The following is a 25,629-nucleotide window of genomic DNA, read 5'->3' as shown; positions in this document are numbered from 1 at the left end:
CTCATGCTCCTTGCGTCGAGAGCGCCCGGATCGCGGAGGCGGTGTCGTCATGCAGGACGATCGCCTCGTCGAGCCGGGTGAGCTCGAAGATCTGCCGGTAATGCTCGGTCAGTCCGACAGCCGCGATCCGCTGCTGTCGCCGCTGTCCGCGGACGAGCAGCGTGACGAGCATGCCTATGCCGCCGCTGTTCATGTACTCCATCTGCGAGAAGTCGAGGACGACGAGCTTCGCGCCACCGTCGGAGGCGCGCTCGTGCGCCGCCATGAGATCGTCTTCGCACGCCGCGGTGACATCGCCGGAGATGGCGATCGCCGCCGTTCCCGGTGCGGGATACGTGACTTCCATATGCGCTGCAGGTGCCATGTCGATCTCCTATCGTTCGGCCGGCTGGACGATCTCGATGAAGTCGCTCAGACGCGTGATCTCGAAGATGTGCCGGTAGTGCTCGGTCAGGCCCGCGGCGCGCATGCCGATCCGCTGCGCGCGCGCACGCGCCAGGACGCTCACGATCAGGGCGATGCCCGTCGAGTTGATGTAGTCGACGTCGGTGAAGTCGAGCTGGATCGACGCGGGGGACAGAGCGGATGCCGCGGCGAAGGCCGCGTCAAGCGTCGCCGTCGCGTCCCGATCGATACGACCCGTCAGCACCAGGTCGACGCGCTCGCCGTGCCGCCGGATGTCGTGACTCAGGCTCATGATTCCCTCCGCTCCGCGGGGGCGGTGCCCGCCGCATCCGTCCCATCCACACGCATCACCAGTCGGACGACGTGACGGTCGCCGTCCCTGAACTCCTCGACCCTGTCGACGAGCTCGCGCACCAGGAACAGGCCCCAGCCACGAGGCCTCTGCAGTCCAGCGAGCTTCAGGTCGAGGTCGGGCGTCTCGGCGTCCTGCCGAAGCCCGCGACCGTAGTCGGCGACCTCCACCGTGACGTACTCGGACGTCCGCCTCACCGCGATGAGCACATTGAGCGCGGCGTCCCCCCGGTTGCCGTGCTCGATGGCGTTCATCACCGTCTCACTCACGGCGGTCTTCAGGGCGTCGAGGCGTGCGCCGGCCAGCGCCGTCGACGCGATCGATGCAACCCGGTCCATCGCGCCGCGTTCGTTGCCCGCCTCGCTGGCGACTGAGAACGACACCGTCTCAGCGGCTCCGCCGCGTCGCCCGCGCTGGAGTGTCACGAGGGTGATGTCGTCCTCCTGCTCGACTCCGAAGGAGAAGGTGTTGAGGGACTGGACGGCGTCATCCACCAGCTGTTGGCCGGTCTCGGCGCCCGAAACCAGCGCTGCCGTCCTTCCGAAGCCGAACATCTCACCGTCTGCGCGATGCTGCTCGGTGATGCCGTCGCTGTAGAGCAGCACAATCTCGCCCGGGCCGATCACGGTCTCGTGCTCTTCGTAGACGCTGCCCGACATCAGTCCCAGCGGCATTCCGCGCGCGTGCAGCTGCACGACCTCGTCGCCCCGACGCACGTAGGGGAGATTGTGACCGGCGTTCGCGAAGTGCGTGCGACCGGTCTCGAGGTCGAGCACGAGAACGAGGCACGTCACGAACATGTGGGTAGGGATCTGGGGAATCAGCAATTCGTTCACCCGGCGCAGCACCTCTCCGGGCGAGGTCACCATTGCCGCCGTCGACCGCAGCAGCGCGTGCGTGCTCGCCATGACGAGCGCGGCAGGAACTCCCTTGTCGGTGACGTCGCCCGCGACGACCATGATCCTGCCGTCGGGCAGCTCGATGAGGTCGTAGAAATCGCCGCCGACGGTGCGCGCGGGGCGGTAGAAGGCGGCGACGTTCCACCCGCCCAGCTCGGGCAGCTCGGCCGGGAGGAACTGCTGCTGGATGAGCTGGGCGACGTGAAGCTCCTGCTCGATGCGCTCGCGCTCACGGGCCTGGCGTTCCTGAACCCTCATCAGCTGCCCCAGGCGCAGCGCGGGTGCGGCGTAGCGCGCCAAACTGTCCAGCAGCCGGCGGTCGTTGCGCGAGTACGTCCTCTCGGACAGGCGCTGCCCGAGGGCCAGGATGCCGACCAGCTCGCCGCTGGTGACCAGGGGCACGACCAGCTGCACCTCCTGCGCGATCATCTTCGCCACAGCGGGGGAGTAGTCGGGCAGGGCGCCGATCTCGACCGGGCCCGACGCGGACTGGAGGTACACCAGCAGCGGGTCGCCGGGCTCGATCTCGATGTCGATACGGCGCGCGCGCGAGGGGGCCGGGCTCTGGTCGGTGCGGCGCGCTGACTTCGCGGCTGCGCGCCGCGCGGCGCGCCCGTGCCGGCGCTCAGCTCCGCTTTGCGCATCCCGCTCGGCGGGACTCGGCAGGTCGGCGGGCGTCTGCGCCTTCGTCTCCAGCGTGTCGGTCATCGGATCCTCCTCGACCGGACGCCCGCGCAGCGACCGGTACTGCAACGATGATGCTCCGGCGGGCGTTCCGTAAGCGTTACGGTTTCGCGCCTTCTTGAGAATTCGGAACGCTACGTGCTCGGGATCTGGCGTTACGGTATCCACGAAGGAGGCGATCGTGTCGGTGCGGATCGAGTTGTTCGGACCACCGCGGGTGCGGCGGGACGATGCCGACGTGCGCTTCGACACGCGCAAGGCGGTCGCACTTCTCGCCCTCCTGGTGGTGACGGGGCGGGAGTTCGGCCGCGAGGCGCTCGCCGGAATGCTGTGGCCCGATCTCGAACGGTCACGCGCCCGCGCCACCCTTCGGCGCACGATCTCGGTCGCGGCCGCGGTCGGCCCGGCGTTGGTCGTGCACGCCGATCGGGTGGGGATGGATGCCGGCGCCGTGGACTGCGATGTCGTCGAGTTCCGCAGGCTCGCCTCCTCGCCCCGCGTTGAAGACTGGCGGCACGCAGCCGCATTCGCGGCCGACCGATTTCTGGAGGGATTCTCGCTGCGGGACAGCCCGCCGTTCGAGGATTGGATGCTGGGGGTCGCCGATGAGCTGCGGGATGAGCTCTCACGCACCCTGGCGCGGCTCGTCGCCGCCGCCGTCGACCGCGGGTCGTGGCCGGAGGCACTCGAGCACGCCCGACGGCGCGTGCAAGTTGAGCCGCTCTCGGAACCCGCGCACGCCGACCTGATCCGTGTGTCGGCGTGGTCGGGCGACAGGCCCGGCGCACTGCAGGCCTACCGCAGCCTCGTGCGGCTGCTGGATCGCGAACTGGGGGTGCCGCCGCTGCCCGAGACGCTCGCGCTGCACGAAGACATCCGCGCCGATCGGCTCGCGCGCCCGACGACGGCAGCCGCAGCTGCGGAGCGGCAGTCCCCCGTCAGCTCGGAAGAGCCGGTCGCGCCCGTACCCACGAGGCTGGTCGGGCGCGACGAGCAGCTGGCGCGCCTGACTGGTGCCTGGCGCGAGGTGCCGGCATCCGGCCGCCTCGTCGGCATCGTGGGCGACCCCGGGCTCGGCAAGACGGTACTCGCGGCAGCGATCGCGGGCCACGCGGATGGCCGGACGATCCGGATCGCCGGACGGTCGTCGGAGACGATGCTCGCCTACGCGGCCGCCAACGATCTGGTGCGCTCGCTGCTGACCCTCCGGCCGGATCTGGTGGCGACACTGGGGCCGTCCGCGGCGCCGCTCGCAGCGCTGGCGACCCAGATAGACGGCGCCGCGCCGCGCACGATCCGCACTCCGGGCGACCTGCAACGAGTGCACGAAGCGGTCCGGACGGCACTCGAACAGCTGGCGGCGGAGTCTCCGATGCTGCTCGTCGTCGATGACGCGGAGCTGCTGGACCGGCCGTCCGCGGCGTTGCTGGGCTATCTCGCCCGGCGGCTTCCGGCGGGACTTCTGCTCGTGGTGGCCTGGGCGCCCGGACTCTCGGACGGGCCCCTGCAGCAGGCGGTCACGGAGCAGGGTGAGACGCTCTTTCTGAAGCCGTTCAACGAGCGCCAGATCGCCGAACTTGCCGGCCAAGATCTCGATGCGGGTGAGATCCTGCGACGCACCCGGGGCATCCCGCTGCTGGTCAGAGAGGTGGTCGCGGCGCCGTCGGATGCCGAAGCCGGCCAGGTGCGCGAAATCGTGGCTGCCCGATTCGCCGGCGCGTCGGAGACCGCCCGGCAGGTGGTGGCGGCATCCGTCGTCATCGGCACCGTCGCCACTCCCGAACTGCTGCGGTCGGTGAGCGGTCGCGATGAGGCCGAGACGGTCGAGGCGATCGAGGAGGCGGTCGCGCGCGGCCTGCTCGTCGAGCACACCGACACGCCCGGGTACGACGCACCGCACGACCTCGTCCGCGGTGCTGCGCTGCACGGACTGTCGCTCGCCCGGCGCCGACTCCTGCACGCGCGGGTCGCTGACGTCTTCGTGCGCCGGCATGCGGCCGATCCGCGCGCGACCCCCGCCGGATCGGTGGCGCAGCACCTGGCGGCCTCGGGGCGCGAGGAAGAGGCGGCATCTTGGTTTCTGACGGCGGCGGCGGAGTCGGCGAGCGTCTCCGCGCACGAGGAGTCGATCCTCCAACTGCGAGCCGCGCTGGCCCTGGGTCGGCGCAACGTCGAGGTGCACGCGGCGATCGGCGCCGCCCTCGTGCGGCTCGGCCGCTATGAAGAGGCGCTCGTGGCGCTCGACCAGGCGTCGGCGCTCGCGGAGGGCGAGCCGGAACGTCGATCCGAAATCGAGCACGCGATCGCCGGGGTGCACGACCGTCTCGGCGATTGGGAGCTGGCGCAGGCGCACCTCGAATCGGCGAGCGATCTGGCCGCCGATGGCCTGCGCGGGCGCCGCGCCCGCGCGCTCGCGGATCTCGCGCTCGTCCTCCACCGAAGAGGTCAGGTCGCGCAAGCGCGACAGACCGCGAGCGCCGCCCGGGAGGCCGCGGCGGCGTCACACGACGACGCGGCACGGACGCAGGCCGACAACGTGCTCGGCATGATCGCCCTCGCCGACGGTCAGGTCGCGCTCGCCGAGGAGCACCTGCGGGATGCGGTCGTCCGAGCGCGTGCGGACGAGAACATCGATCTTCTGATCGCCGCACTCAACAATCTCTCGCGGGCGCTGTCGGCGGCCGGCTCCGCTCCTCTCGCGCTGGACACCGCCCGCGAAGCCCTCGCGCTCGCCCAGCGCCAGGGCGATCGTCACCGCCTGGCCGCCTTGCACTCCCACGTCGCCGACCTGCTGCACGCCGCCGGGCGTGAGGACGAGGCAATCGCCGAGCTCAAGCTCTCGGCGGCCGCCTTCGCGGACGTGCAGGGCTCGACCGCGCGCCCGGAGGTGTGGACGCTCACCGAGTGGTGAGCACCGAAGCGCCCACAGACGGATCCTTGAGCAAAATCAACAGCTCGAATGCCCGGCGGGAGAAGTGCCTGCGCCACGCTTCCCATAGCGTTCGGTCGTTACCCGACCAGCACGAACACTTGTGGTGAACTGGCGCACATCGACGAAAGGTCACTTGCGCGGAATTCCGGGCGAGGAAACCCGGCAAAGCCCCGAAGTGACACTGGATGTGAGTTCACACCTCACCGTCACCCCCTGACGGAGAACAAGAGTGAGCCGCTTCTGCCCACCGTCTGCCTCAGTGAGCGTGCGACCGAAATCGTGCGGTCTTGGCGAATGGGCCGCCCGAGACGGCGTCACCGTTAGCGGCAGTTGGCGCTCATTCGCCCTCGTTCGTCGACGCCTCGAGCGGCGACATCGAGAAGTGCCGGGGAAGTGAGACCACTCGTGCCGGGAAGCGACAGGCACTTTGCCGGCACGAATGCCTCGGTCAACGCCCTTATGGATGCTTGAACAGCTGAGCAACCAGAAAGCGCCGCTTCCCGCTGCGGCACAAAATCGCCTCTGATCGGGCAGGAAGAAACCCCCATGAGTAGAAGCCTCACGAGGGTTTCAGTGGCTCCGACGGGCGTCGATCCCGTGACCTCACGATTTTCAGTCGTGCGCTCTACCAACTGAGCTACAGAGCCGAGCGGCATCCGAAGAATGTCACTCCCGAGACGAAAGGCCCTTCTCGATGAAAAGGGCCCGTCGCTCGAAGCGACCCTGACGGGACTTGAACCCGCGACCTCCGCCGTGACAGGGCGGCACGCTAACCAACTGCGCTACAGGGCCATGCTTATTCAGTTGTGTGGAAAGGGTGACCCCAACGGGATTCGAACCCGTGCTACCGCCGTGAAAGGGCGGCGTCCTAGGCCGCTAAACGATGGGGCCGAGCGAACCCGGAGGCTCACGCTTACCGACGCTCAAGCATACGCAATCCCTCGCCGAATCGGAAATCGCGGGCGCGGCAGCCGCTCTCGAGGGGCTGTCCGGGTGAGGATGTGGGTGCGCTGCACCTCCTTCGGCGAGAAGATGGCTCTGGGAAACACTGGGCTCGTGTGACAGCTGTTGCTAATGTGAAAGCTGTTGCCCGATGACGAGAGGTGGTTCCGTGCGGTCTGAAGCCTCGGAATCTGCTGAGGAATGCGGTTGCGCTCCCACGCCCAAGGAATGGCGTGCCTTCCGCAGTCCCCTGTCGCGCCGCGGCGCCATCGGACTGGGTGTCGCCGGGATCGCCGGCGCCGGCCTTCTTCTGGCATCCCCCGCGTGGGCCGCGTCCTACCCGTCATGGGACGACGTTCAGCGCGCCAAGGCCAATGAGACCAGCAAGGCGTCCGAGGTCAGCCGCATCGAGGGACTGATCTCCCAGCTGCAGCGGGACGTCGCGGACAAGCAGGCCATCGCCGAGCGGCTCGGCTACGAGTACGACCTGGCGCAGCAGGCGTTCGAAGAAGCCGCGGACCGCGCCCGCTCGCTGCAGGAGCAGGCGGATGCGGAGGAGCGCCGCGCAGCCGAGGCCGCCGGCAAGCTCGGTCGCCTGGCGGCCCAGCAGTACCGCACCGGCGGCGACGACACCTCGCTCCAGCTGTTCTTCTCCGACTCCGCCGCGAGCGCCGACGACCTGCTCGCACGTCTCGGAACGATGGACCAGCTCCTCGCCGCGAACAAGAACGTCTACGCGGCCGCCATGGCAGCGCGCGACAACGCGCAGAGCCTCAGTGATCAGGCCTCCGTCGCCCGTGACGAACGCGACCGGCTGCAGCGCGACGCCGAGCAGAAGATGGTCGCCGCGCAGAACGCCGCGATCGCCGCCCAAGCCGCACTGGACGCGCAGACCGAGCACCTCGACACCCTGCAGGCGCAGCTCGCCGCACTGAAGGACACCACCGCCAAGACGATCGCCGATTACCAGGCGGGTGTCGAAGCGGAGCGCAAGGCCCGCGAGGAACGCGAGCGCCGCGCCCGCGAGGAGGCGGCACGCAAGGCCGCCGAGGAGGAGGAGCGCCGTCGGCGCGAAGCCGCGGCGGCCGCGGCCGCCAATGCCGGCAACAGCGGCGGCGGGGGCGGCGGTGGTGGCGGCGGCGGCGGGGGCAGTCCCGCCGGCGAGGTCCAGAGCTCCGGGTGGGTCCGTCCCGCGGCCGGGTGGATCAGTTCGTGGTTCGGCGCCCGCGGCACGATCTGTGCCAACGGGCACTGCACGTCCAGCGGACACCGCGGCATCGACTTCGCGCCCGGCTGCAGCGCGCCCATCTACGCCGCGGCGTCGGGAACCGTCGTCTTCGCCGGGCTGAGCGGCAGCTGGGGCAACTTCGTCAAGGTAGACCACGGCGGCGGGATCGTCACCGGGTACGCGCACATCAAGCCCGGCGGGTTCAACGTCTCGTACGGCCAGCGCGTCTCGGCCGGTCAGGTCATCGCGTACGTCGGCAACACCGGCGCCTCCACCGGATGCCACCTGCACTTCGAGGTATACAGCGGCGGCGAACGGATCGACCCCGCGTCCTTCCTCCGCGCCCGCGGCATCTCCGTCTGACGCCGGGCGGCGACCCCCGAACGCAGAAGAGCGGATGCCGTGGCATCCGCTCTTCTCGTGTGCTGAGGGGTCTCAGAGGGTCTTCGGCGCGTGGCCCTCGCCCTGCGTCGCGGTCTGCGCGTCGTGCTCCTGGAAGCGGTCGAACGCCTCGGACACGAGACGCTCCGCCTCGGCGGCGTCGCCCCACTGGTCGACCTTGACCCACTTGCCGGGCTCGAGATCCTTGTAGTGCTCGAAGAAGTGGTTGATCTCGCCCTTCGTCCACTCGTCGAGGTCGCCGACATCCTGGATGTGCGCCCAGCGGGGGTCCTTCGCGAGCACCGCGACGACCTTGTCGTCGCCGCCGGCCTCGTCGAGCATCTTCAGGACGCCGACGGGGCGGACCTTGGCCATGACGCCCGGGTACAGGTCGCGGTCCAGGAGCAGCAGGACGTCCAGCGGGTCGCCGTCCTCGCCGAGGGTGTCCTCGAAGAAGCCGTAGTTGGCGGGGTAGCCCATCGGCGTGAACAGCACGCGGTCGAGGAAGACGCGGCCCGTGCCGTGGTCGACCTCGTACTTCACGCGGCTGCCGCGCGGGATCTCGATGACGGCGTCGTAGGCGCCCATGTGGTTCTCCTTCGGAAGTGCGGAATGCCGCGCACCAGCCTAGTCGGCGGCCGTCCGGGCCGTAACTCCCCCCGGATCGACCCTTGCGGCCGCCGTGGGCGGCGCTACGACCGCAGAGGCGGAGTTACGACACCCCCCGGCGGTACCGTGGCCTCGTGGAGCACCGTCCGAGCCTCGATCCCGCCGTCGCCGAGATCCGCCGCGCGGTGCGCGCCGCCCTCGCGGAGATCGACGGGTCCGTGATCGTCGGGCTGTCCGGCGGGCCCGACTCCCTCGCGCTCGCCGCCGCCGTCGCGTTCGAGGCGCCGAAGGCCGGGCGCACCGCCTCGGCTGTCGTCGTCGACCACGGGCTGCAGGCCGGGTCGGCCGGCGTCGCCGACCGCGCCGCGCAGGCCGCGGAAGCCCTGGGGCTCCCCGCCCGCATCGTGCGTGTCGAGGTCGGCGGGGACGGTGGCCCCGAGGCCGCGGCCCGGGACGCGCGCCGCGCGGCCCTGCGCAGCGCTGCCGACGACGCCGGGGCCGCCGCCATCCTGCTCGGTCACACGCTCGACGACCAGGCCGAGACGGTGCTGCTGGGCCTCGCACGCGGCTCCGGCGCCGCCAGTCTCGCCGGCATGGCCGCGGCGCGGGACGACGACGGCGTCGTCTGGCTCCGTCCCCTGCTGGCCGTCCGGCGCGCGACGACGCGCGCGGCGTGCGCGGCGGAGGGCCTCGAGCCGTGGGAGGACCCGCACAACCTCGACCGGCGCTTCCTCCGCGTCCGGGCGCGCCACGATGTCCTGCCGCTCCTGGAGACCGAGCTGGGTCCGGGCGTCGCGGAAGCCCTCGCCCGCACGGCGGAGCAGCTGCGCGAGGATGCCGACGCGTTCGCCGAGATGATCGAGGAGACCATCGAGGACATCGTGGAGCCCGCCGAGGCGGGCATCGCCGTCTCGGTTCCCGCGCTCGCCGCGAACCCGCCCGCGCTCCGGCACCGCATCATCCGGCACGTCGTGGCGAGCGAGTTCGGCGCGAGCCTGACGCGCTCCCAGACCCTCGAGGTCGCCCGGCTCGCGACCCACTGGTCGGGTCAGGGCCCGATCGATCTGCCCGGATGCCGCGCGACCCGCAGCGGAGCGCGCATCGTGTTCACGGCATCCGGGAACGCGATCGTCTAGCGCTTCCCGCCGAACAGGCCGCCGAGCAGGCCGCCGATGTCGATCCCGCCGGCCTTCTGGCCGCCGCCGGACCCGCCGCCGAGCAGGCCGCCGATGAGGTCGCCGATGCCGCCGGAGGATTCCTGCGCGGCCCCGCCGGTCTGCTTCTTCTTCGCAAGGAGCCCGAGGATGATCGGGGCGAGCATCGGCAGCAGCTTCCCGAAGTCGATGCCGGCCGTCTGCGGCTCGGAGGTCAGCGTCTGCGCGACCTGGTCCTTCTGGCCGCCGAAGACATGTCCGAGGATCTTCTCGCCGTCGGCCGTGTCGACCTGGTCGAGGTCGACGGAGTCGCCGAGTCCGGAGTGCTTCGCGAGCGCCGCGTCGATCGCGGAGGCGCCCTCCGGGGTGGCGGCGTTGCGCTGCAGACCGCCGAGGATCGCGCCGCCGCCTTCCTGCACCGCCTGCGCCGCGGTCGCGGGGTCGACCCCGAGCTTCGCGGCCACCTGGTCGATCGGCAGCATGCCGAGGATGTCATCGAGTCCGGCCATGAGGGCTTCCTCCCGTGTCGTGAACGGGCGGCGTTGCCCGTCGCGGTCAGCCTAGGCCTGCCGCCATCCGATCCGCCTCCCCTTGCGGGGGAGGTGCTCGCCTCGCTAGCGTCTCGGCGCCCGGACGCGAGTGCCTAGACTCGGAGCATGCGCGCGGCCGACATCGCTGACCAGCTCTCCACCGTTCTCGTCACCGAGGAGGAGATCCAGAAGAAGCTCCTCGAGCTCGCGCAGCGCGTGGATGCCGAGTACGAGGGCAAGGATCTGCTCCTGGTCGGCGTGCTGAAGGGCGCCGTCATGGTGATGGCCGACTTCGCGCGTCACCTGCAGCGCGACATCACGATGGACTGGATGGCGGTGTCGTCCTACGGCGCGGGGACGAAGTCCTCCGGGGTCGTGCAGATCCGCAAGGACCTCGACACCGACCTGCACGGCAAGCACGTCCTCATCGTGGAGGACATCATCGACTCGGGTCTGACGCTCAGCTGGCTGCTGGAGAACTTCCAGTCCCGAGGCGCGGAGTCGATCGAGGTGCTCGCGCTGCTGCGCAAGCCGGATGCCGCGAAGGTCGTCATCGACTGCCGCTACGTCGGCTTCGACATCCCGAACGAGTTCGTCGTCGGCTACGGCCTGGACTACGCGGAGCGGTTCCGCAACCTCCGGGATGTCGCGGTGCTCGCGCCGCACGTCTACAGCTGAGCGCCCGGTACGCCGTGGGCGAATGCACAGTCGCCGCATAGATGCTGCGCGGTAGCCTTTTCGGACCATGGACTTCAAGAAGCTCTCGCGCAACCCGTTCGTCTACGTGTTGCTCATCGGCGTCCTCCTCCTGATCGGCATGACGCTGATCTCGAGCCTCACCGGCGCCAAGCAGGTCACGACGCAACAGGGACTCGAGCTGCTCGAGGGCGGCACCGTCACCGAGGTGACCACCACCGACGGCGACCAGCGGGTGGACATGACCCTGTCCAAGCCGTTCGAGGGCGCCACGCAGGTGCAGTTCTACTACGTCGAGCCCCGCGCCGACGAGATCGTCGCCGCCGTCGACGCCGCCGACCCGAAGGAGGGCTTCAACGACGTCGTCCCGCGGGCCACCTGGTTCGACGGCCTGCTCTCCCTCCTGCTCCCGCTGATCCTCCTGGGCCTGCTGTTCTGGTTCCTGCTGTCCTCCGCGCAGGGCGGCGGCAACAAGGTCATGCAGTTCGGGAAGTCCCGCGCGAAGCTCGTCAACAAGGAGACCCCGACCGTCACCTTCGCCGACGTCGCCGGCGCCGATGAGGCCATCGAGGAGATGCAGGAGATCAAGGACTTCCTGAAGGACCCCGCACGCTTCCAGGCCGTGGGCGCCCGCATCCCGAAGGGCGTGCTGCTGTACGGCCCTCCCGGAACCGGCAAGACCCTCCTCGCCCGCGCCGTCGCCGGCGAGGCCGGCGTGCCGTTCTACTCGATCTCCGGTTCGGACTTCGTCGAGATGTTCGTCGGCGTCGGCGCGAGCCGCGTCCGCGATCTGTTCAACCAGGCCAAGGAGAACTCCCCGGCCATCATCTTCATCGACGAGATCGACGCCGTCGGCCGTCACCGCGGCGCCGGCATGGGCGGCGGGCACGACGAGCGCGAGCAGACGCTCAACCAGATGCTCGTCGAGATGGACGGCTTCGACCCGAAGGTCAACGTCATCGTCATCGCCGCGACGAACCGTCCCGACATCCTCGACCCGGCGCTGCTGCGCCCCGGTCGCTTCGACCGTCAGATCGGCGTGGACGCGCCCGACCTGAAGGGCCGGCAGCGCATCCTCGAGGTGCACGGCCGCGGCAAGCCGCTCTCCCCGTCGGTGGACCTCAACGTCATCGCGCGGAAGACCCCGGGCTTCACCGGCGCCGACCTCGCCAACGTCCTCAACGAGGCCGCGCTGCTCACGGCGCGCTCGAACGCGCAGCTCATCGACATGCGCGCCCTCGACGAGGCGATCGACCGGGTCATCGCCGGTCCGCAGCGCCGCACGCGCGTCATGCGCGACAAGGAGAAGCTGATCACCGCCTACCACGAGGGTGGGCACGCGCTCGCGGCGGCGGCGATGAACCACACCGATCCGGTCACGAAGGTCACGATCCTCCCGCGCGGCAAGGCCCTCGGCTACACGATGGTGCTGCCGATCGACGACAAGTACTCGATCACCCGCAACGAACTCCAGGATCAGCTCACCTACGCGATGGGCGGCCGCGTCGCCGAGGAGATCGTCTTCCACGACCCGACCACCGGCGCCTCCAACGACATCGAGAAGGCCACCGGCATCGCCCGCAAGATGGTCACCGAGTACGGCATGACCACCGACGTCGGCCCCGTCAAGCTCGGCTCCGCCTCCGGCGAGGTCTTCATGGGCCGCGACATGGGCCACGGCCGGGACTTCAGCGAGCGCATCGCCGAGCGCGTCGACGGTCAGGTGCGCGAGCTCATCGAGCAGGCGCACAACGAGGCCTACGAGGTCATCAACGCCAACCGCGACATCCTCGACAAGCTCGCCCTCGCCCTGCTGGAGAACGAGACCCTCGACCACCTCGAGCTCGCGGAGATGTTCAAGGACATCAAGAAGCTTCCGCCGCGCCCGCAGTGGCTCTCCAGCGCCGAGCGTCCCGTCTCCACGCTGCCGCCGATCGACGTGCCGCAGCGCCAGGACGAGGCCGGGCTCGCCGCTGCGACCGAAGCGGCGGAGCAGACCGCCACGCAGAAGGCCCCCGCGCTCCGCGCGACGGGACAGGCGCGCCCCGCGACCGCCTAGGCTCGGGTTGTGGCCGTCGACCGTGACCGCGTCGCCGCTCTGGTGCGCGAACTGCTCGAGGCGATCGGGGAAGACCCGGATCGTCCCGGACTGAAGCTCACCCCGCAGCGGGTCGCCGACGCGTACGCGGAGTTCTTCGCCGGTGTCGGCGAGGATGCCGCGGCGCCGCTCGCGCACACCATCTCGGTGACCCGCGGGCCCGCGCCCGACACCCTGCCGTCCGGGGCCGTGATGCTCCGCGATGTGCGGTTCCGCTCGGTCTGCGAGCACCACCTCCTGCCCTTCGCCGGCCACGCGCACATCGCGTACCTGCCCGGCGAGCAGGTGGTCGGGCTCGGCGCGCTGCCCCGCGTCGTCGACGTGCTCTCCGCCCGGCCCCAGGTGCAGGAACGGCTCGGCGAGCAGATCGCCGACGTCGTCGCCGCGTCCCTCGACACCCGTGGGGTCCTCGTCATCCTGGACGCCGTGCACGAGTGCGTGACGATGCGCGGTGGCCGGCAGCCCGACGCCTCCACGGTCACGATCGCCGCTCGTGGCGAGTTGGCCGAGCCCGCCGCCCGCGCCGAGATCATCGCGCTCCTCGCCGGCGGCGCCGCATGACGCTCGTCATGGGGGTCGTCAACGTGACCCCCGACTCGTTCAGCGACGGCGGCCGGCACCTCCGGGAGGACGACGCCGTCGCGCACGGCGAAGCGCTCCGCGTCGACGGCGCCGACATCCTCGACATCGGGGGCGAGTCGACCCGCCCCGGCGCCCCGCGCGTGGACGCGTCCGTCGAGCAGGAGCGGGTCCTCCCCGTCATCGCCCGGCTCGCCGCGGCCGGCGCGATACTCAGCGTCGACACGATGAACGCGGCGACGGCGGTCGCGGCGGTGGCCGCGGGGGCCCGCATCGTCAACGACGTCTCCGGCGGGCTCGCCGACCCCGACATGCTCGCGGCCGTCGCCGGCACCGACGCCGACATCATCCTGCAGCACTGGCGCGGCCACTCCGCCGCCATGTACGAGCCGGCACGCTACGCCGACATCGCAGCGGAGGTCATCGGCGAACTGCAGCAGCGGGTGCAGGCGGCGACGGATGCCGGCATCCCGGCGGAGCGGATCATCCTCGACCCCGGATTCGGCTTCGGCAAGCAGCCCGCCGACAACTGGGTGCTCGCCCGCGACCTGCCGCGCCTCATCGGGCTCGGGTTCCGGGTGCTGGTCGGGACGAGCCGGAAGCGCATGCTCGCGGTCGCGACCGGCGACGATGCGACCGAGGAGGCCAAGGACCTCGCGACCGCCGTCACGAGCGTCCTGGCCGCGCAGGCCGGCGCGTGGGGCGTCCGCGTGCACGACGTGGCGTCCACGCGCATCGCCCTCGCGGTGCGCGACGAATGGGAGGGACGCGGATGACCGACCGCATCACGCTGACCGGCATCCGCGCGACGGGACACCACGGGGTGTACGACGCGGAGCGCCGCGACGGCCAGGAGTTCATCGCCGACGTCGTGCTGGGCATGTCGCTGCGGGCCGCCGCGGCGAGCGACGACGTCGCCGACACCGTGCATTACGGCGAGTTCGCCGAAGAGGTCGCCGCGATCCTCTCCGGCGACCCGGTCGACCTCATCGAGACGGTCGCCGAGCGGATCGCCGACGCCGCGCTGCGGCATCCGCTCGTGGAGACCGTCGCCGTCACGATCCACAAGCCGAGTGCGCCGATCGCCGTGCCGTTCGGCGACGTCTCTGTGACGATCGAGCGGGAACGGGGCGCATCATGAGCCGCCGCCTGGCACAGGGCCCGGGCGACCCGCCGCCGCCGGCCGCCGGGACGCCCGTCCGCGCCGTGGTCGCGCTCGGCGCGAACCTGGGCGATCGCGCGAAGACGATCGTCGCGGCCCTCGCCAACCTCGGTCGGCTGCCGCTGACCGACGTGGCGGCATCCGCGGAGCCCATCGAATCCGTCGCCGTCACGCTCGACGGGCCGGACACCTCGGCCCCCGCCTATCTCAACACCGTCGCCCTGCTGGAGACGCGGCTCGCGCCGTCCGTGCTGCTGGCCTACCTGCACGCCATCGAACTGCACCACGGGCGGGAGCGCCGCGAACGGTGGGGCGATCGCACGCTCGACCTCGACCTCGTCGCCTACGGCGATGTGCGCAGCGACGCACCGGAGCTGACCCTGCCGCACCCGCGCGCCGCGGAGCGCCACTTCGTCCTGGAGCCCTGGCTGCGGATCGACCCCGACGCCGAGCTCCCCGGCGTCGGACGCGTCGCGGACCTGCTGGCCGCGCTGCGATCGGGAGGCGACGGGTGAAGCGGACCGGAGCGAGCCTCCTCCTGACCGCCGCCCTCGTCGGCGCGGTCGTCGGGTTCGTCGCCGACCAGCTGCTGACCGCCGGCGGGCGGCCGACGTTCACCCCGTCGCTCATGCTGCCCGTGCTCCTCGTGCTGCTCGGCGTCATCATCGTGGTCCTCGCGCTGCCCATCCGTCGCGCGATCACCGGCTCGGGCACGGCGCCGGTCGATCCCTTCCGCGCCGTCCGCATCGCGATGCTCGCGAAGGCGTCGAGCATCGTCGGCGCGTTCGTCGCCGGGGTGGCGCTCGGCCTCCTCGCCTTCCTGCTCACCCGACCGGTCACGCCCTCGTTAGGCTCGACGGGTGCGGTGGTGGCCGCCGTCGTCGGCGGTGTCGTCCTCGTGGCGGCCGGCCTCGTCGCCGAACACCTCTGCATCATTCGGAAGGACGACGATGACGAACAGCCCGGACCCGACGAGCCCGGCTTCGGACTCTCCCACCACGACTGAGGCGGGTGCCGACCCGGCGCCCGCCCACACGGGTGCCGACGAGGTGATGGATGCCGGAACCTTCCGGCGCATCGTGGAGCCCCGCAGCGCGAACCGGCTGCCGCTCGGCGACGGGACGTGGCACCAGGTGTCCCCCAAGTACCTCGTCGTGCAGTTCATCTCCAACGGCGTCGTCCTGGCGCTCATCCTCGCGGTCGCGCTCGTGCTGTTCTTCGCCCTCGACCAGGCCTGGGTGTGGATCCCCGCCGGCATCGCGCTGGTGGTCATCGGGCTCACCCTCGCCGTCCTCCCGCGTCAGGCGCGGTCGATCGGCTACCAGCTGCGCGCCGACGACCTCGTCTTCCGCCGCGGCATCCTGTGGCAGCGGATGGTCGCCGTCCCGTACGGCCGGATGCAGCTCGTCGACATCACGCACGGCCCTCTGGACCGCGGCTTCGGCATCGCCCAGCTCAAGCTCGTGACCGCCGCGGCATCCACCGGCGTGACCATCCCGGGGCTCAGCCAGACGGCCGCCGAGCGTCTGCGCGACACCCTCATCGACGTCGCCGAGACCCGCCGGACCGGACTGTGACCTTCCCCACCGACCCGGCGGCCCAGGCCGCGCCCCCACCAGCGCACGCCGGGGCGGGCGCCGCGGCGCCCCCGCCTGCGCGGGTGCGCTCGCCGCTCAGCGACGGCGAGTGGCACCGGCTGCACCCGCTCACCCCCGTGATGCGCGGGGGGCTCTTCATCCTGGTGCTCACCGGCATCGTCGTCACCAACCTCCGCGACCGGCTGATCGGGCTGTTCCTGCCCGCGATGGGGCCGGACGGGGAGCGGTTCGATGACTACGAGGGCGACCCCATCGACTTCATCGTCGCCAACAACCTGATCCTCGTCGCGCTCGCCGTGGTCCTCGGGGTGCTCGTCGTGCTGCTCGCGGTCTTCTGGATGTCGTGGCGCTTCCACACCTTCCGCATCACGGGCGACGACGTCGAGGTGCGCAGCGGCGTGCTGTTCCGCACCCACCGGCGGGCGCCCCTGGACCGGGTGCAGGGTGTGAACCTCACGCGGCCGATGGTCGCGCGGCTGTTCGGGATGGCGAAGCTCGAGGTCGTGGGGGCGGGCCTGGACTCGAACGTCAAGCTCGAGTACCTCTCCACCGGGAACGCCGAGACGATCCGCGGCGACATCCTCCGCCTCGCGTCGGGCCGGCAGCTCGGCGACGCCGTGGCGCCGGGGGCGGCGGGGATGCCGCTGGGCCGCGCCGCCGTCGCGACCGTCGGGGCGGGGATCGCCGGGCTCATCGACGGCGCCGAGGAGCCCGTCACCGAGCCGGCATCCGTCGTGCACATCCCGCCGGCGCGGCTCATCGTCGCGCACCTGCTCTCCGGCTCGACGATCTGGCTGGTCCTGATGGTGATCGCGGCCATCCTCGGCTCGGTCTTCGGCACCCCGTGGATCCTGTTCTCGCTCATCCCGACGATCATCGGCTTCGGCGCGTACTGGTTCCGGCAGATCACGCGGTCGCTGCGCTACTCCATCGCCCCGACGCCGGCGGGCGTGCGCGTCACGTTCGGGCTCTTCACGACCATCACCGAGACGCTGCCGCCCGGCCGCATCCACGCCGTCGAGATCCGGCAGCCGATCCTGTGGCGCCGCTTCGGCTGGTGGGCCATCCGGGTCAACCGGCTCTCCGGGCGCGCCGCGACGGACACGCAGAGCCTGCAGTTCGCCGAGGTGCTGCCGGTCGGGACCCGCGCGGATGTGGAGCGGGTCCTCGGCCTCATGCTGCCCGCGCTCGACGCGCGATGGGAGGACGTCGCCGACCACGGCCTGTGGGGGCCGACGGGCGACGACCCGTACACGACGACCCCGCGGCGCGGCCGGTGGCTGCGGCCGCTGTCCTGGCGGCGCAACGGGTTCCTGCTGACCCCGGGCGCGCTGTTCCTCCGCCGCGGCTTCCTGCAGCGGGCGCTCGTCATCCTCCCGCTCGCGCGCCTGCAGTCCATCCGCGTCAGCCAGGGCCCCGTCGATCGGCGCCTGGCGCTCGCGAACATCACGGGGCACACCGTCGTGGGGCAGGTCAACGGGCACCTCGGCATCCTCGACGTCGGCGATGCGATGGGCATCTGGCGGGCGACCGCCGACGCCGCGGTGGCGGCCGCCGCGGACGACCGCTCGCACCGGTGGGATGCCGAGGCGCCCGGGGCCGACGCGGGGGAGACCCGGTGAACCGCGGGGGACGCCTCGGCGTCGGCGTCATCGGCGCCGGCCGCGTGGGGCCTGTGCTCGCGTCGGCGCTCGCGGGTGCCGGGCACGCGCTGACCGGCATCACCGCGGGGTCCGACCCGGAGCGGGTTGAGGCCGTGCTCCCCGGCGTCCCGACGCTCACGGCGGATGACGTCGTCCGCCGCAGCGAGCTCGTCATCCTCGCCGTGCCGCACGACGAACTGCCCGGACTCGTGACAGGACTGGCTGAGCTCGGGGCGTGGCAGGTCGGCCAGCTCGTCCTGCACACCGACCCGGCGTACGGCATCGATGTGCTCGCGCCCGCCGCCGCGCGCGGCGCCATCCCGCTCGCCGTCCACCCGGCCGTGGCGTTCACCGGTACGAGCATCGACCTGCGTCAGCTGCACGATGCGTACGCCGCCGTGACCGCGCCGGCCGCGGTGCTGCCGATCGCGCAGGCGCTCGCGGTCGAACTCGGCTGCGAGCCGATCGTCATCGCCGAGTCCGACCGTCCCGCGTACGGCGAGGCCATCGCCACCGCGACGGAATTCTCGGCATCCATCGTGCGGCAGTCCGCGGCCCTCCTCGCGCAGGCGGGCGTCGACGAACCCGGCCGGTACCTCTCCGCCCTCGTGCACTCCACGATCGACCGGGCGCTCACCGACGCGGGCGGCGCAGGAGAGCCCGAGGTACCGCCGATAGACTGAAGGGTCGATTCCGAGGAGCCCTGAACATGACCGACGCGTCTGCGCCCGTGACCGCCGAGCCCGAAGAGGACGTCTTCGAGCAGAAGGCGGTGCGCCTCGCCAAGCGCGAGCGTCTCCTCGCGGAGCGCACCGACGCCGCCGGCGGCGCCTACCCGGTCGCGGTGCCGGTCACCGACACGATCGCCGCCCTGCGCGAGCGCTTCGCCGACCTCGAGGCGGGGGCCGAGACCGGTGTGACGGCATCCGTCGCCGGACGCATCGTCTTCAGCCGCAACACGGGCAAGCTGTGCTTCGCGTCGCTGCAGGCCGGTGACGGCAGCCGCATCCAGGCGATGGTGTCCCTCGCCGAAGTGGGCGAGGAGTCGCTGCAGGCCTGGAAGGACCTCGTCGACCTCGGGGACCACGTCTCCGTCACGGGCCAGGTCATCTCCAGCCGCCGCGGCGAGCTGTCGATCATGGTGTCGGACTGGACGATCGCGGCCAAGGCGCTCCTGCCGTTGCCGAACCTGTACACGGAGCTCAGCGAGGAGAGCCGTGTGCGCTCCCGCTTCCTCGACCTGATCGTCCGCGACGAGGCCCGCGCGACCGTGCTCGCCCGCGCGAAGGCCAACGCGAGCCTGCGCGCGACGTTCGCGACCCACGACTTCGTCGAGGTCGAGACACCCATGCTGCAGGTGCAGCACGGCGGTGCGGCGGCACGCCCGTTCGTCACCCACGCCAACGCGTTCGACGCCGACCTCTTCCTGCGCATCGCGCCGGAGCTGTTCCTCAAGCGCGCCGTCGTCGGCGGCATCGACCGGGTCTTCGAGATCAACCGGAACTTCCGTAACGAGGGCGCCGACTCGACGCACAGCCCGGAGTTCGCGATGCTCGAGGCCTACCAGGCGTACTCCGACTACAACGGCATCGCCGATCTCACGCAGGAGCTCATCCAGAACGCGGCGGTCGCGATCGCCGGCACGACCGAGGTCACCTGGGCCGACGGGACCGTCTACGACCTGGGCGGCGAGTGGGACCGCATCTCGATGTACGACTCCCTCTCCGCCGCAGCCGGCCGGGCCATCACCCCGGAGACCACGTTCGACGAGCTGCAGGCATTCGCCGCCGAGGTCGGCGTCGAGGTGCCGGAGAAGATCGCGACGCACGGCAAGCTCGTCGAGGAGCTCTGGGAGCACTTCGTGAAGGGCGACCTCGAGCGCCCCACGTTCGTCATGGACTTTCCGCTGGACACCAGCCCGCTCGTCCGCGAGCACCGCACGATCCCGGGCGTCGTGGAGAAGTGGGACCTGTACGTGCGCGGCTTCGAGCTCGCGACCGGGTACTCCGAGCTCGTCGACCCCGTCATCCAGCGCGAGCGCTTCGTCGAGCAGGCGAAGCTCGCCGCCCGCGGCGACGACGAGGCGATGCGGGTAGACGAGGAGTTCCTCCGGGCCCTCGAGCACGGCATGCCCCCCACGGGCGGTATGGGCATGGGCATCGACCGGCTCATGATGGCCATCACGGGTCTCGGCATCCGCGAGACGATCCTCTTCCCGCTGGTCAAGTAGTCCCCGGCATTCACGCGGCGCCGCCCGCGGGGCGGCGGAACGCCCAGTCCGGCAGGTGCCCGGCGGTCACGAACGACTGGACGATGTCCGACAGTCCGTGGTCGGGTTCGATCTCCATCGCCAGCAGGGCGTATCGCTCGGCGTGCGTCGACCGTCCGAGCGCCCACGACAGCCAGGCGCACGTCGCCAAGGCGCCCGCCCGCAGCCGTTTCGGGGCGAGCGCGGCGATGTGCCTGGCCAGCTCGACGGCAGTCTCCAGGCGGTCGGGATCGGGCCGCGGCCCCTCGCCCCACATGACCGACGCCAGGTCGGCGGGATAGTCGGCGCCGTCCTCCCACCGCCGCTGGGCCTCGAGGGCGTCCTCCCCGCCGACGACGTCTGTCGCCCACTGCACCAGCGCGATGTCGCGGAGCGCGGGCCGGGCGAGGCACCAGGCGAGCAGGGCCGCGCGCATGGGGGGCAGCGCTGCGGCATCCCACCGCAGCGCGCGCTCGAACAGGCGCGGCAGATCGTCCAGTTCGCACGCCGCCTCCAACGCCGCCGGATCGACCCGGGCGACGCGGGCGGAGTCGGACGGGATGCCGCACAGCACCTCCAGCGAGGTCCGCAGCGACTGCACCGCCGCGCCGACGACGCGTCGCTCGGCGGCGCGATGCGGGGGGAGGGTGGCGCCGGTGGCCTGGTCGCCGACGGCGGCGGGCAGATCGAGGGGCGGCGTGGTCTCCAGGGCTGCGAGAGGGCGCCCGCCCGGGGGATGATCCGAATCGAAATGCGAGCCCCAGCCGTCGGCGGCGACGACGAGCGCGTCGACGAACGCGAGGCCGCCGGCCTCGGCCCGGCGGCCCAGCGCGTCGATGAGCCGGGCGTGCGGGAGTCCCACCGCCGCGGACTCGTCGGTGTAGGCGACGGCGACGAACGCCTCGGCCCCGCCGATGCGGCACACCATGCCGACGATGCTCGAGGCGAGTCGCTCGACGGTGTCGAGGTCGTCGCCGGGCGGGAGGTCGACGCGCATGGCGCCGACGCTGCGGTGGCCCGCCATCGGCACGACCACGAGGCTGCGCGCGGGCGTGTAGCCCAGCAGGCGCGGGACGAGGGAGAGGAACTGTGCCGCGTCGGCGGCCTTGACGGTGGTGGGCATTCCCCGAGGGTGGCGGCCGCAGGGAGCGCATGGACCGGCGTGGGCGGCATCGGGGAGAACCGCGTCAGCCCCGCGGGGTGGGGAGGAGGCGCTGCGCACCGGGCAACAGCCCGTGCCGGCTCACGGCATCCGCTCCGGGGAGGGCCGCGTACGATGGAGGTATGGATGAGTACTGGGCCGCGGTCGTCTGGTCGCTGCTGCCGACCATGGTCGTGCTGGGCCTGTTCGTCTTCCTGCTCCGCTCGATCCTGCGGATGGACCGCACCGAACGCCGCGTGTACGCGCAGATCGAGGCCGAAGAGCGCGCCAAGCGGGGCCTCGCGCCCGCTGCCGGTGACGCCGCCGCTCACTGACCGCCCTCCTCGCTACGCTGAGCGCAGGCGAGAGGCGGGGGATCGGGCGTGCTGAGCATCACCGTGGACTGGACCTGGACGTGGTGGGTGTTCGTCGTCCTCGCGTTCGACATCACCGTCCGCATCCTCGCCGTCATCATCATCCCGCGGAACCGGCGTCCCACGGCCGCGATGGCGTGGCTGCTCGCGATCTACTTCATCCCGATCATCGGCATCCTGCTGTTCCTGCTCATCGGCAACCCGCGGCTGCCGCGGAAGCGCCGCAAGAAGCAGCAGCAGATCAACGACTACATCCGGGAGACCAGCAGCGGCCTCGATATGGGGACGCTGCGGCCCAATGCGCCGGAATGGTTCCGGGCGCTCGTGCGCCTCAACCGCAACCTCGGCGCCCTCCCGCTCGCCGGTGACAACGGGGCGCGGCTGATCTCCGACTACCAGACGAGCCTCGACGAGATGGCCGACGCCATCCGGCAGGCCCGGCGCTATGTCCACGTCGAGTTCTACATCCTGCAGGCCGACGCCGCGACCGACAACTTCTTCCGTGCGCTCGAGGAGGTCGCCGCGCGGGGCGTCGCCGTGCGGGTGCTGCTCGACCACTGGGCCAACCGCGGCAAGCCGAAGTACAAGGAGACGCGCCGCCGCCTCGACGCGATGGGCGCCGACTGGCGGGTCATGCTGCCGGTGCAGCCGTTCAAGGGGCGCTACCAACGCCCCGACCTGCGCAACCACCGCAAGCTCCTCGTCGTCGACGGCCGGGTGGCGTTCATGGGCTCGCAGAACGTCACCGACTCGACCTACAACCTGCGGAAGAACCTGCGGCGCGGCCTGCACTGGGTCGACATGATGGCGCGACTCGACGGCCCCGTCGTGGCATCCGTCAACGCCGTCTTCCTGTCGGACTGGTACAGCGAGACCGACGAGACCCTGACCGACGAGATCGACCTGTTCTCCGTCGAGGCGGGAACGGGTGAGCTCGACTGCCAGGTCATCCCCTCCGGGCCGGGGTTCGAATTCCAGAACAACCTGAAGCTCTTCATGACGCTGCTGTTCGCCGCACGCGAGAAGATCATCATGGTGAGTCCCTACTTCGTCCCCGACGAGGGCCTGCTGCTGGCCATCCAGACCGCCTGTCAGCGCGGGGTCGCGGTCGAGCTGTTCGTCTCCGAAGAGGGCGACCAGGCGATGGTCTACCACGCGCAGCGCAGCTATTACGAGGCGCTGCTCCGCTCGGGTGTGCGCATCTGGATGTACAAGCGGCCGTACATCCTGCATTCGAAGTCGATGTCGATCGACGACGAGGTCGCCGTCATCGGGTCGAGCAACATGGACATGCGCTCCTTCGGTCTCAACCTCGAGGTCACGATGCTCTCCCGTGGGGCGGAGTTCGTGTCGCAGCTGCGGGCCGTGGAGGACCAGTACCGCGCGCTCAGCCGCGAGCTCACGCTGGACGAATGGCTGCAGCAGCCCCTGCGCTCCCGGGTCCTGGACAACCTCGCGCGTCTGACGTCCGCACTGCAGTGAGACGGATGCCGGTCGGCTGACACTGCGCCTCGGGCGGTGCGCCCCGGTTCGACCGCGCCACAGTGCGGGTGTGCGGTGCCGCGACCCGCGCTTCGGCGCGGTTGAAATCCGCGCCGAGTGTTCGGCGCGGGTGAACTCAGGCCGTCGCCCTCTGCACAGCTGGGGAGTCGCCAGGCCTCGGGTGTCGGGGCTGTGGAGAGCCGGAGAGAACGGCATCCCGGCGGCACCGTTGAAGGATGCTGCGCAGTCCCCTTCCCGTCGATCTCGGCGAATCGTTCTCCAGGGCCGCGGCGCTCGCCGCCGGCGTCAGCCCGTCGCGACTGCGATCCCGCGACCTGCTCCGGCCCTACCATGGCGTCCGGACGCGCAGTCCGCGCGAGATCGAGCCGGAGCGGTCGGCGGAGCTCCTCCTGCTCGACCGGATGCGACAGTACGCCGAGCGGATGCCGGCCGCGCAGTTCTTCACGCACGTGGCTGCGGCTGCGGCCTGGTCGATCCCCCTGCCGCTGAGCGTGGTCGTGGGGCGGCCCCTCGACGTCGGTGTGTTCGCGCCGCATCGCGCGCCCGCCGGGCGCGGGGTGATCGGCCATGCCGTGAAGCCCTGCCTGGCGCATACCGTCATCCATCCGGCACTCGGCTTGCCGGTGACGACGCCGGCATCCACGTGGGCGATGCTCGGCGGCCTGTTGTCACGCGTCGAAGACGTCGTGGCGGCGGCCGATGCCGCACTGCGGCTGCCGATGCACTCCGACGACCCGCCGGCGCTCGCCACGAGGCCGCAGCTGGAGGCGGCGCTGACGGCGGGGCGGCGCCGGGGCGCCGCGCTCCTCCGCGAAGCGCTGCCCCGGGCGATCACGCGGTCGCGCTCGCGCCCGGAGACGTGGATGCGACTGGTCATCGTGGATGCCGGGCTGCCCGAGCCGCACGCGAACCTCGACGTGTTCGACGCAGGCGCCTGGCTCGCGCAGGTTGATCTCGCCTATCCGCGGCACAAGGTCGCGATGGAGTACGAAGGCGATCATCATCGGACGGATCCCCGGCAGTGGGCGGTCGACATCCAGCGCGTCGAGCGCCTTGCCGAGGCGGGCTGGCGCGTCATCCGCGTCACCCGCGAGGACATCTTCGTGCAGCCGTCGCAGTTCGTTGCCCGCGTGCGGCGCGCGCTGGGCGAGGCCCGGCGCTGACATCCTCTTCGTCGCAGGCACGAACTTCACCCGCGCCGAATGGTGGGTCATGGCGCGCGCCACCCGCACTTCGGCGCGGATGAACCGGGGCCCTGCTTCACCCGCGCCGAATGGTGGGTCATGGCCCGCGCCATCCGCACTTCGGCGCGGATGAACCGGAGGCCCCTGCTTCGGCCGCGCCATGTGGTGGGTGTGAGCGCGCGGCACCCGCACTTCGGCGCGGGTGAACTCCCCCGCGCCTGGCGCCGCTCAGTCCGCGCGGACCAGCAGCTCGCCGACCTCGCAGTCGAGCGCGCGGCAGATCGCCGACAGGGTCGAGTACCGGATCGCGCGGGCGCGGTCGTTCTTGAGCACCGAGAGGTTCACGACCGAGACGCCGACGAGGTCGGACAGGCGCGTCAGGGTCATGCCCCGCTCGGCGAGCAGCTCGTCGAGACGGCAGTGGATGCCGGTGAGCTCGTCGTCGTCGGCGGGACTCACACGAGCCCCGCCGTGTCGCGCTCGAGCCGGGCGCCGTGCCGGAGGATCGTCGCGAGAGCGGCGAAGCCGAGTCCGGCGGCGATCGGCCAGAACGGGAACGTGATCCCGACGGCGGGCTTCGGCCACCAGGCATCCAGGACGTCCTCGATACCGGCGACCTCTTCGTAGCCGGCACCGCTCCACTGCAGGACCTCGGCCGCGGCCATGCTCCCGGCGATGTCGCCGAGCACCTGCGCCGCGACGCCTCCGACCATGACGACGACCGCGGTGACCATTGCCATCCGCGCGACGACCGGCGCGAAGGCCCGTCCGGCGAGCAGCTGGAAGCAGGCCACCGCCAGGAGCCCCGCGATCGCGCCCGGCACGAGCCACGACAGTGCCTGGCCGATGCCCCAGCAGACGCGGACGCCCAGGCTCAGGTCCGCGACCATGCCGCCTACGCTCGTGAAGCCCCCCGAGACGAGTGTGGCCGTCGGGCCGTCGATCGTCGTCCCGTCGGGCAGCTGCGGCCAGAACTCGCGGACGGGGAAGGCGATGGCGACCTCTGGGCTCCCGAGCGTGAGCGCCAGGGTAACGATCGCCGCGACGACGGAGAACCCGGCCCAGAGCGCCGCGACGACAAGGGTGACGGTGATCACGGGGGAGACCTCGTCCGCCCGGCGCGCCCGCAGCGCCGCCCGGGCGAAGACGAAGACGACGCCGGCGACGACGAGCACCACCGGCACGGCGACGAGGTAGATCCACGCAGAGCCCATGCCACACCATCCATATCGGTAATCGTTGTTATCGAGAAACGATATGGACGTATCGGATGCCGTGTCAAGGGCC

25 protein-coding genes and 3 tRNA genes are annotated in these 25,629 nt (G+C 71.3%); 17 read left to right on the top strand and 11 right to left on the bottom strand.

The annotated features are described in order from the left end of the window. Nucleotide 1: 1 nt before the first annotated feature. The 3 genes from BR85_RS11425 to BR85_RS14955 are packed head-to-tail and all read right to left on the bottom strand — an operon-like array spanning nucleotide 2 to nucleotide 2,364. Complete coding sequence (locus BR85_RS11425; protein WP_081782764.1) at nucleotides 2–364, bottom strand: STAS domain-containing protein; 363 nt, start codon at nucleotides 362–364, stop codon at nucleotides 2–4. Between the two features lie 9 nt (nucleotides 365–373). Next, nucleotides 374–697 (bottom strand): STAS domain-containing protein, encoded by a 324-nt coding sequence (locus tag BR85_RS11420; protein ID WP_028496652.1) that lies wholly within the window; start codon nucleotides 695–697, stop codon nucleotides 374–376. Then, the gene (locus BR85_RS14955; RefSeq protein ID WP_155947974.1) at nucleotides 694–2,364 is read right to left on the bottom strand and encodes an ATP-binding SpoIIE family protein phosphatase; all 1,671 of its coding nucleotides are present in this window, start codon (nucleotides 2,362–2,364) and stop codon (nucleotides 694–696) included. Before BR85_RS14955 ends, BR85_RS11420 begins: the two co-directional genes overlap by 4 nt. A gap of 157 nt (nucleotides 2,365–2,521) precedes the next feature. Between BR85_RS14955 and BR85_RS11410 the strand changes: the two genes are divergently transcribed. Next, nucleotides 2,522–5,251 carry an ATP-binding protein gene (locus tag BR85_RS11410; protein WP_028496651.1) on the top strand — a complete coding sequence of 910 codons (2,730 nt, stop codon included), beginning with the start codon at nucleotides 2,522–2,524 and terminating at the stop codon, nucleotides 5,249–5,251. A 595-nt stretch (nucleotides 5,252–5,846) separates the two neighbouring features. On the opposite strand, the gene BR85_RS11405 is transcribed toward BR85_RS11410, so the two are convergent. The 3 genes from BR85_RS11405 to BR85_RS11395 form a co-directional block, all read right to left on the bottom strand. Next, nucleotides 5,847–5,919 (bottom strand) — tRNA-Phe (locus BR85_RS11405). Between the two features lie 71 nt (nucleotides 5,920–5,990). Next, nucleotides 5,991–6,064 (bottom strand) — tRNA-Asp (locus tag BR85_RS11400). Between the two features lie 26 nt (nucleotides 6,065–6,090). After that, nucleotides 6,091–6,163 (bottom strand) — tRNA-Glu (locus tag BR85_RS11395). 220 nt (nucleotides 6,164–6,383) lie between these two features. On the opposite strand from BR85_RS11395, the gene BR85_RS11390 reads away from it, so the two are divergent. Continuing rightward, nucleotides 6,384–7,805: a M23 family metallopeptidase gene (locus BR85_RS11390; protein ID WP_028496650.1), complete on the top strand. Its 1,422-nt coding sequence runs from the start codon at nucleotides 6,384–6,386 to the stop codon at nucleotides 7,803–7,805. A 72-nt stretch (nucleotides 7,806–7,877) separates the two neighbouring features. Here BR85_RS11390 and BR85_RS11385 read toward each other — a convergent pair whose 3' ends face one another. Further along, the gene (locus tag BR85_RS11385) at nucleotides 7,878–8,411 is read right to left on the bottom strand and encodes an inorganic diphosphatase (RefSeq protein ID WP_028496649.1); all 534 of its coding nucleotides are present in this window, start codon (nucleotides 8,409–8,411) and stop codon (nucleotides 7,878–7,880) included. A 155-nt stretch (nucleotides 8,412–8,566) separates the two neighbouring features. Here BR85_RS11385 and tilS point away from each other — a divergent pair, with 155 nt between their 5' ends. After that, nucleotides 8,567–9,568 carry a tRNA lysidine(34) synthetase TilS gene (gene tilS / locus BR85_RS11380; RefSeq protein WP_028496648.1) on the top strand — a complete coding sequence of 334 codons (1,002 nt, stop codon included), beginning with the start codon at nucleotides 8,567–8,569 and terminating at the stop codon, nucleotides 9,566–9,568. On the opposite strand, the gene BR85_RS11375 is transcribed toward tilS, so the two are convergent. Further along, nucleotides 9,565–10,095 carry a DUF937 domain-containing protein gene (locus BR85_RS11375; protein ID WP_028496647.1) on the bottom strand — a complete coding sequence of 177 codons (531 nt, stop codon included), beginning with the start codon at nucleotides 10,093–10,095 and terminating at the stop codon, nucleotides 9,565–9,567. The genes tilS and BR85_RS11375 overlap by 4 nt on opposite strands. Before the next feature lie 147 nt (nucleotides 10,096–10,242). Here BR85_RS11375 and hpt point away from each other — a divergent pair, with 147 nt between their 5' ends. From hpt to lysS, 11 genes are all read left to right on the top strand, one after another. Then, a complete protein-coding gene (hpt, locus tag BR85_RS11370; protein WP_028496646.1) occupies nucleotides 10,243–10,794 on the top strand; it encodes a hypoxanthine phosphoribosyltransferase in 552 nt (183 codons plus the stop codon). 67 nt (nucleotides 10,795–10,861) lie between these two features. Then, the gene (ftsH, locus tag BR85_RS11365; protein WP_028496645.1) at nucleotides 10,862–12,871 is read left to right on the top strand and encodes an ATP-dependent zinc metalloprotease FtsH; all 2,010 of its coding nucleotides are present in this window, start codon (nucleotides 10,862–10,864) and stop codon (nucleotides 12,869–12,871) included. A gap of 9 nt (nucleotides 12,872–12,880) precedes the next feature. Further along, on the top strand, nucleotides 12,881–13,471 hold the full coding sequence (folE, locus tag BR85_RS11360) for a GTP cyclohydrolase I (RefSeq protein WP_028496644.1): 591 nt from the start codon (nucleotides 12,881–12,883) through the stop codon (nucleotides 13,469–13,471). Then, nucleotides 13,468–14,265: a dihydropteroate synthase gene (folP, locus tag BR85_RS11355; RefSeq protein WP_028496643.1), complete on the top strand. Its 798-nt coding sequence runs from the start codon at nucleotides 13,468–13,470 to the stop codon at nucleotides 14,263–14,265. Before folE ends, folP begins: the two co-directional genes overlap by 4 nt. Next, a complete protein-coding gene (folB, locus tag BR85_RS11350; RefSeq protein WP_028496642.1) occupies nucleotides 14,262–14,630 on the top strand; it encodes a dihydroneopterin aldolase in 369 nt (122 codons plus the stop codon). Before folP ends, folB begins: the two co-directional genes overlap by 4 nt. Beyond that, nucleotides 14,627–15,166 carry a 2-amino-4-hydroxy-6-hydroxymethyldihydropteridine diphosphokinase gene (gene folK / locus BR85_RS11345; protein WP_028496641.1) on the top strand — a complete coding sequence of 180 codons (540 nt, stop codon included), beginning with the start codon at nucleotides 14,627–14,629 and terminating at the stop codon, nucleotides 15,164–15,166. Before folB ends, folK begins: the two co-directional genes overlap by 4 nt. After that, nucleotides 15,163–15,657, top strand: coding sequence for a DUF3180 domain-containing protein (locus tag BR85_RS11340; RefSeq protein WP_028496640.1), 495 nt, complete (start codon nucleotides 15,163–15,165; stop codon nucleotides 15,655–15,657). Before folK ends, BR85_RS11340 begins: the two co-directional genes overlap by 4 nt. Further along, nucleotides 15,602–16,228, top strand: a complete 627-nt coding sequence (locus tag BR85_RS11335) for a PH domain-containing protein (RefSeq protein WP_028496639.1) — start codon at nucleotides 15,602–15,604, stop codon at nucleotides 16,226–16,228. The genes BR85_RS11340 and BR85_RS11335 overlap by 56 nt, the downstream gene beginning before the upstream one ends. Beyond that, a complete protein-coding gene (locus BR85_RS11330; protein ID WP_331280853.1) occupies nucleotides 16,225–17,871 on the top strand; it encodes a PH domain-containing protein in 1,647 nt (548 codons plus the stop codon). Before BR85_RS11335 ends, BR85_RS11330 begins: the two co-directional genes overlap by 4 nt. Further along, the gene (locus BR85_RS11325) at nucleotides 17,868–18,575 is read left to right on the top strand and encodes a DUF2520 domain-containing protein (protein WP_028496637.1); all 708 of its coding nucleotides are present in this window, start codon (nucleotides 17,868–17,870) and stop codon (nucleotides 18,573–18,575) included. The genes BR85_RS11330 and BR85_RS11325 overlap by 4 nt, the downstream gene beginning before the upstream one ends. 26 nt (nucleotides 18,576–18,601) lie before the next feature. After that, nucleotides 18,602–20,122, top strand: a complete 1,521-nt coding sequence (gene lysS / locus BR85_RS11320) for a lysine--tRNA ligase (protein WP_028496636.1) — start codon at nucleotides 18,602–18,604, stop codon at nucleotides 20,120–20,122. A 10-nt stretch (nucleotides 20,123–20,132) separates the two neighbouring features. On the opposite strand, the gene BR85_RS11315 is transcribed toward lysS, so the two are convergent. Then, the gene (locus tag BR85_RS11315) at nucleotides 20,133–21,263 is read right to left on the bottom strand and encodes a DUF4192 family protein (RefSeq protein WP_028496635.1); all 1,131 of its coding nucleotides are present in this window, start codon (nucleotides 21,261–21,263) and stop codon (nucleotides 20,133–20,135) included. 161 nt (nucleotides 21,264–21,424) lie between these two features. Between BR85_RS11315 and BR85_RS11310 the strand changes: the two genes are divergently transcribed. From BR85_RS11310 to BR85_RS11300, 3 genes are all read left to right on the top strand, one after another. Beyond that, nucleotides 21,425–21,616 (top strand): hypothetical protein, encoded by a 192-nt coding sequence (locus BR85_RS11310; RefSeq protein WP_028496634.1) that lies wholly within the window; start codon nucleotides 21,425–21,427, stop codon nucleotides 21,614–21,616. 48 nt (nucleotides 21,617–21,664) lie between these two features. Next, nucleotides 21,665–23,137, top strand: a complete 1,473-nt coding sequence (gene cls, locus BR85_RS11305; protein WP_197018620.1) for a cardiolipin synthase — start codon at nucleotides 21,665–21,667, stop codon at nucleotides 23,135–23,137. A 236-nt stretch (nucleotides 23,138–23,373) separates the two neighbouring features. Then, nucleotides 23,374–24,321 (top strand): endonuclease domain-containing protein, encoded by a 948-nt coding sequence (locus BR85_RS11300; RefSeq protein WP_028496632.1) that lies wholly within the window; start codon nucleotides 23,374–23,376, stop codon nucleotides 24,319–24,321. Nucleotides 24,322–24,570: 249 nt separating this feature from the next. On the opposite strand, the gene BR85_RS11295 is transcribed toward BR85_RS11300, so the two are convergent. Both BR85_RS11295 and BR85_RS11290 read right to left on the bottom strand, forming a co-directional pair. Then, nucleotides 24,571–24,801: a helix-turn-helix domain-containing protein gene (locus tag BR85_RS11295; protein WP_028496631.1), complete on the bottom strand. Its 231-nt coding sequence runs from the start codon at nucleotides 24,799–24,801 to the stop codon at nucleotides 24,571–24,573. Next, nucleotides 24,798–25,556, bottom strand: coding sequence for a hypothetical protein (locus tag BR85_RS11290; RefSeq protein WP_028496630.1), 759 nt, complete (start codon nucleotides 25,554–25,556; stop codon nucleotides 24,798–24,800). The genes BR85_RS11295 and BR85_RS11290 overlap by 4 nt, the downstream gene beginning before the upstream one ends. Nucleotides 25,557–25,629 lie beyond the last annotated feature (73 nt).

This window comes from Microbacterium sp. UNCCL10 (assembly GCF_000746195.1).
GTDB classification, from domain to species: Bacteria; Actinomycetota; Actinomycetes; order Actinomycetales; family Microbacteriaceae; genus Microbacterium; species Microbacterium saccharophilum.
This window is presented reverse-complemented; position numbering and strand designations above follow the sequence as displayed.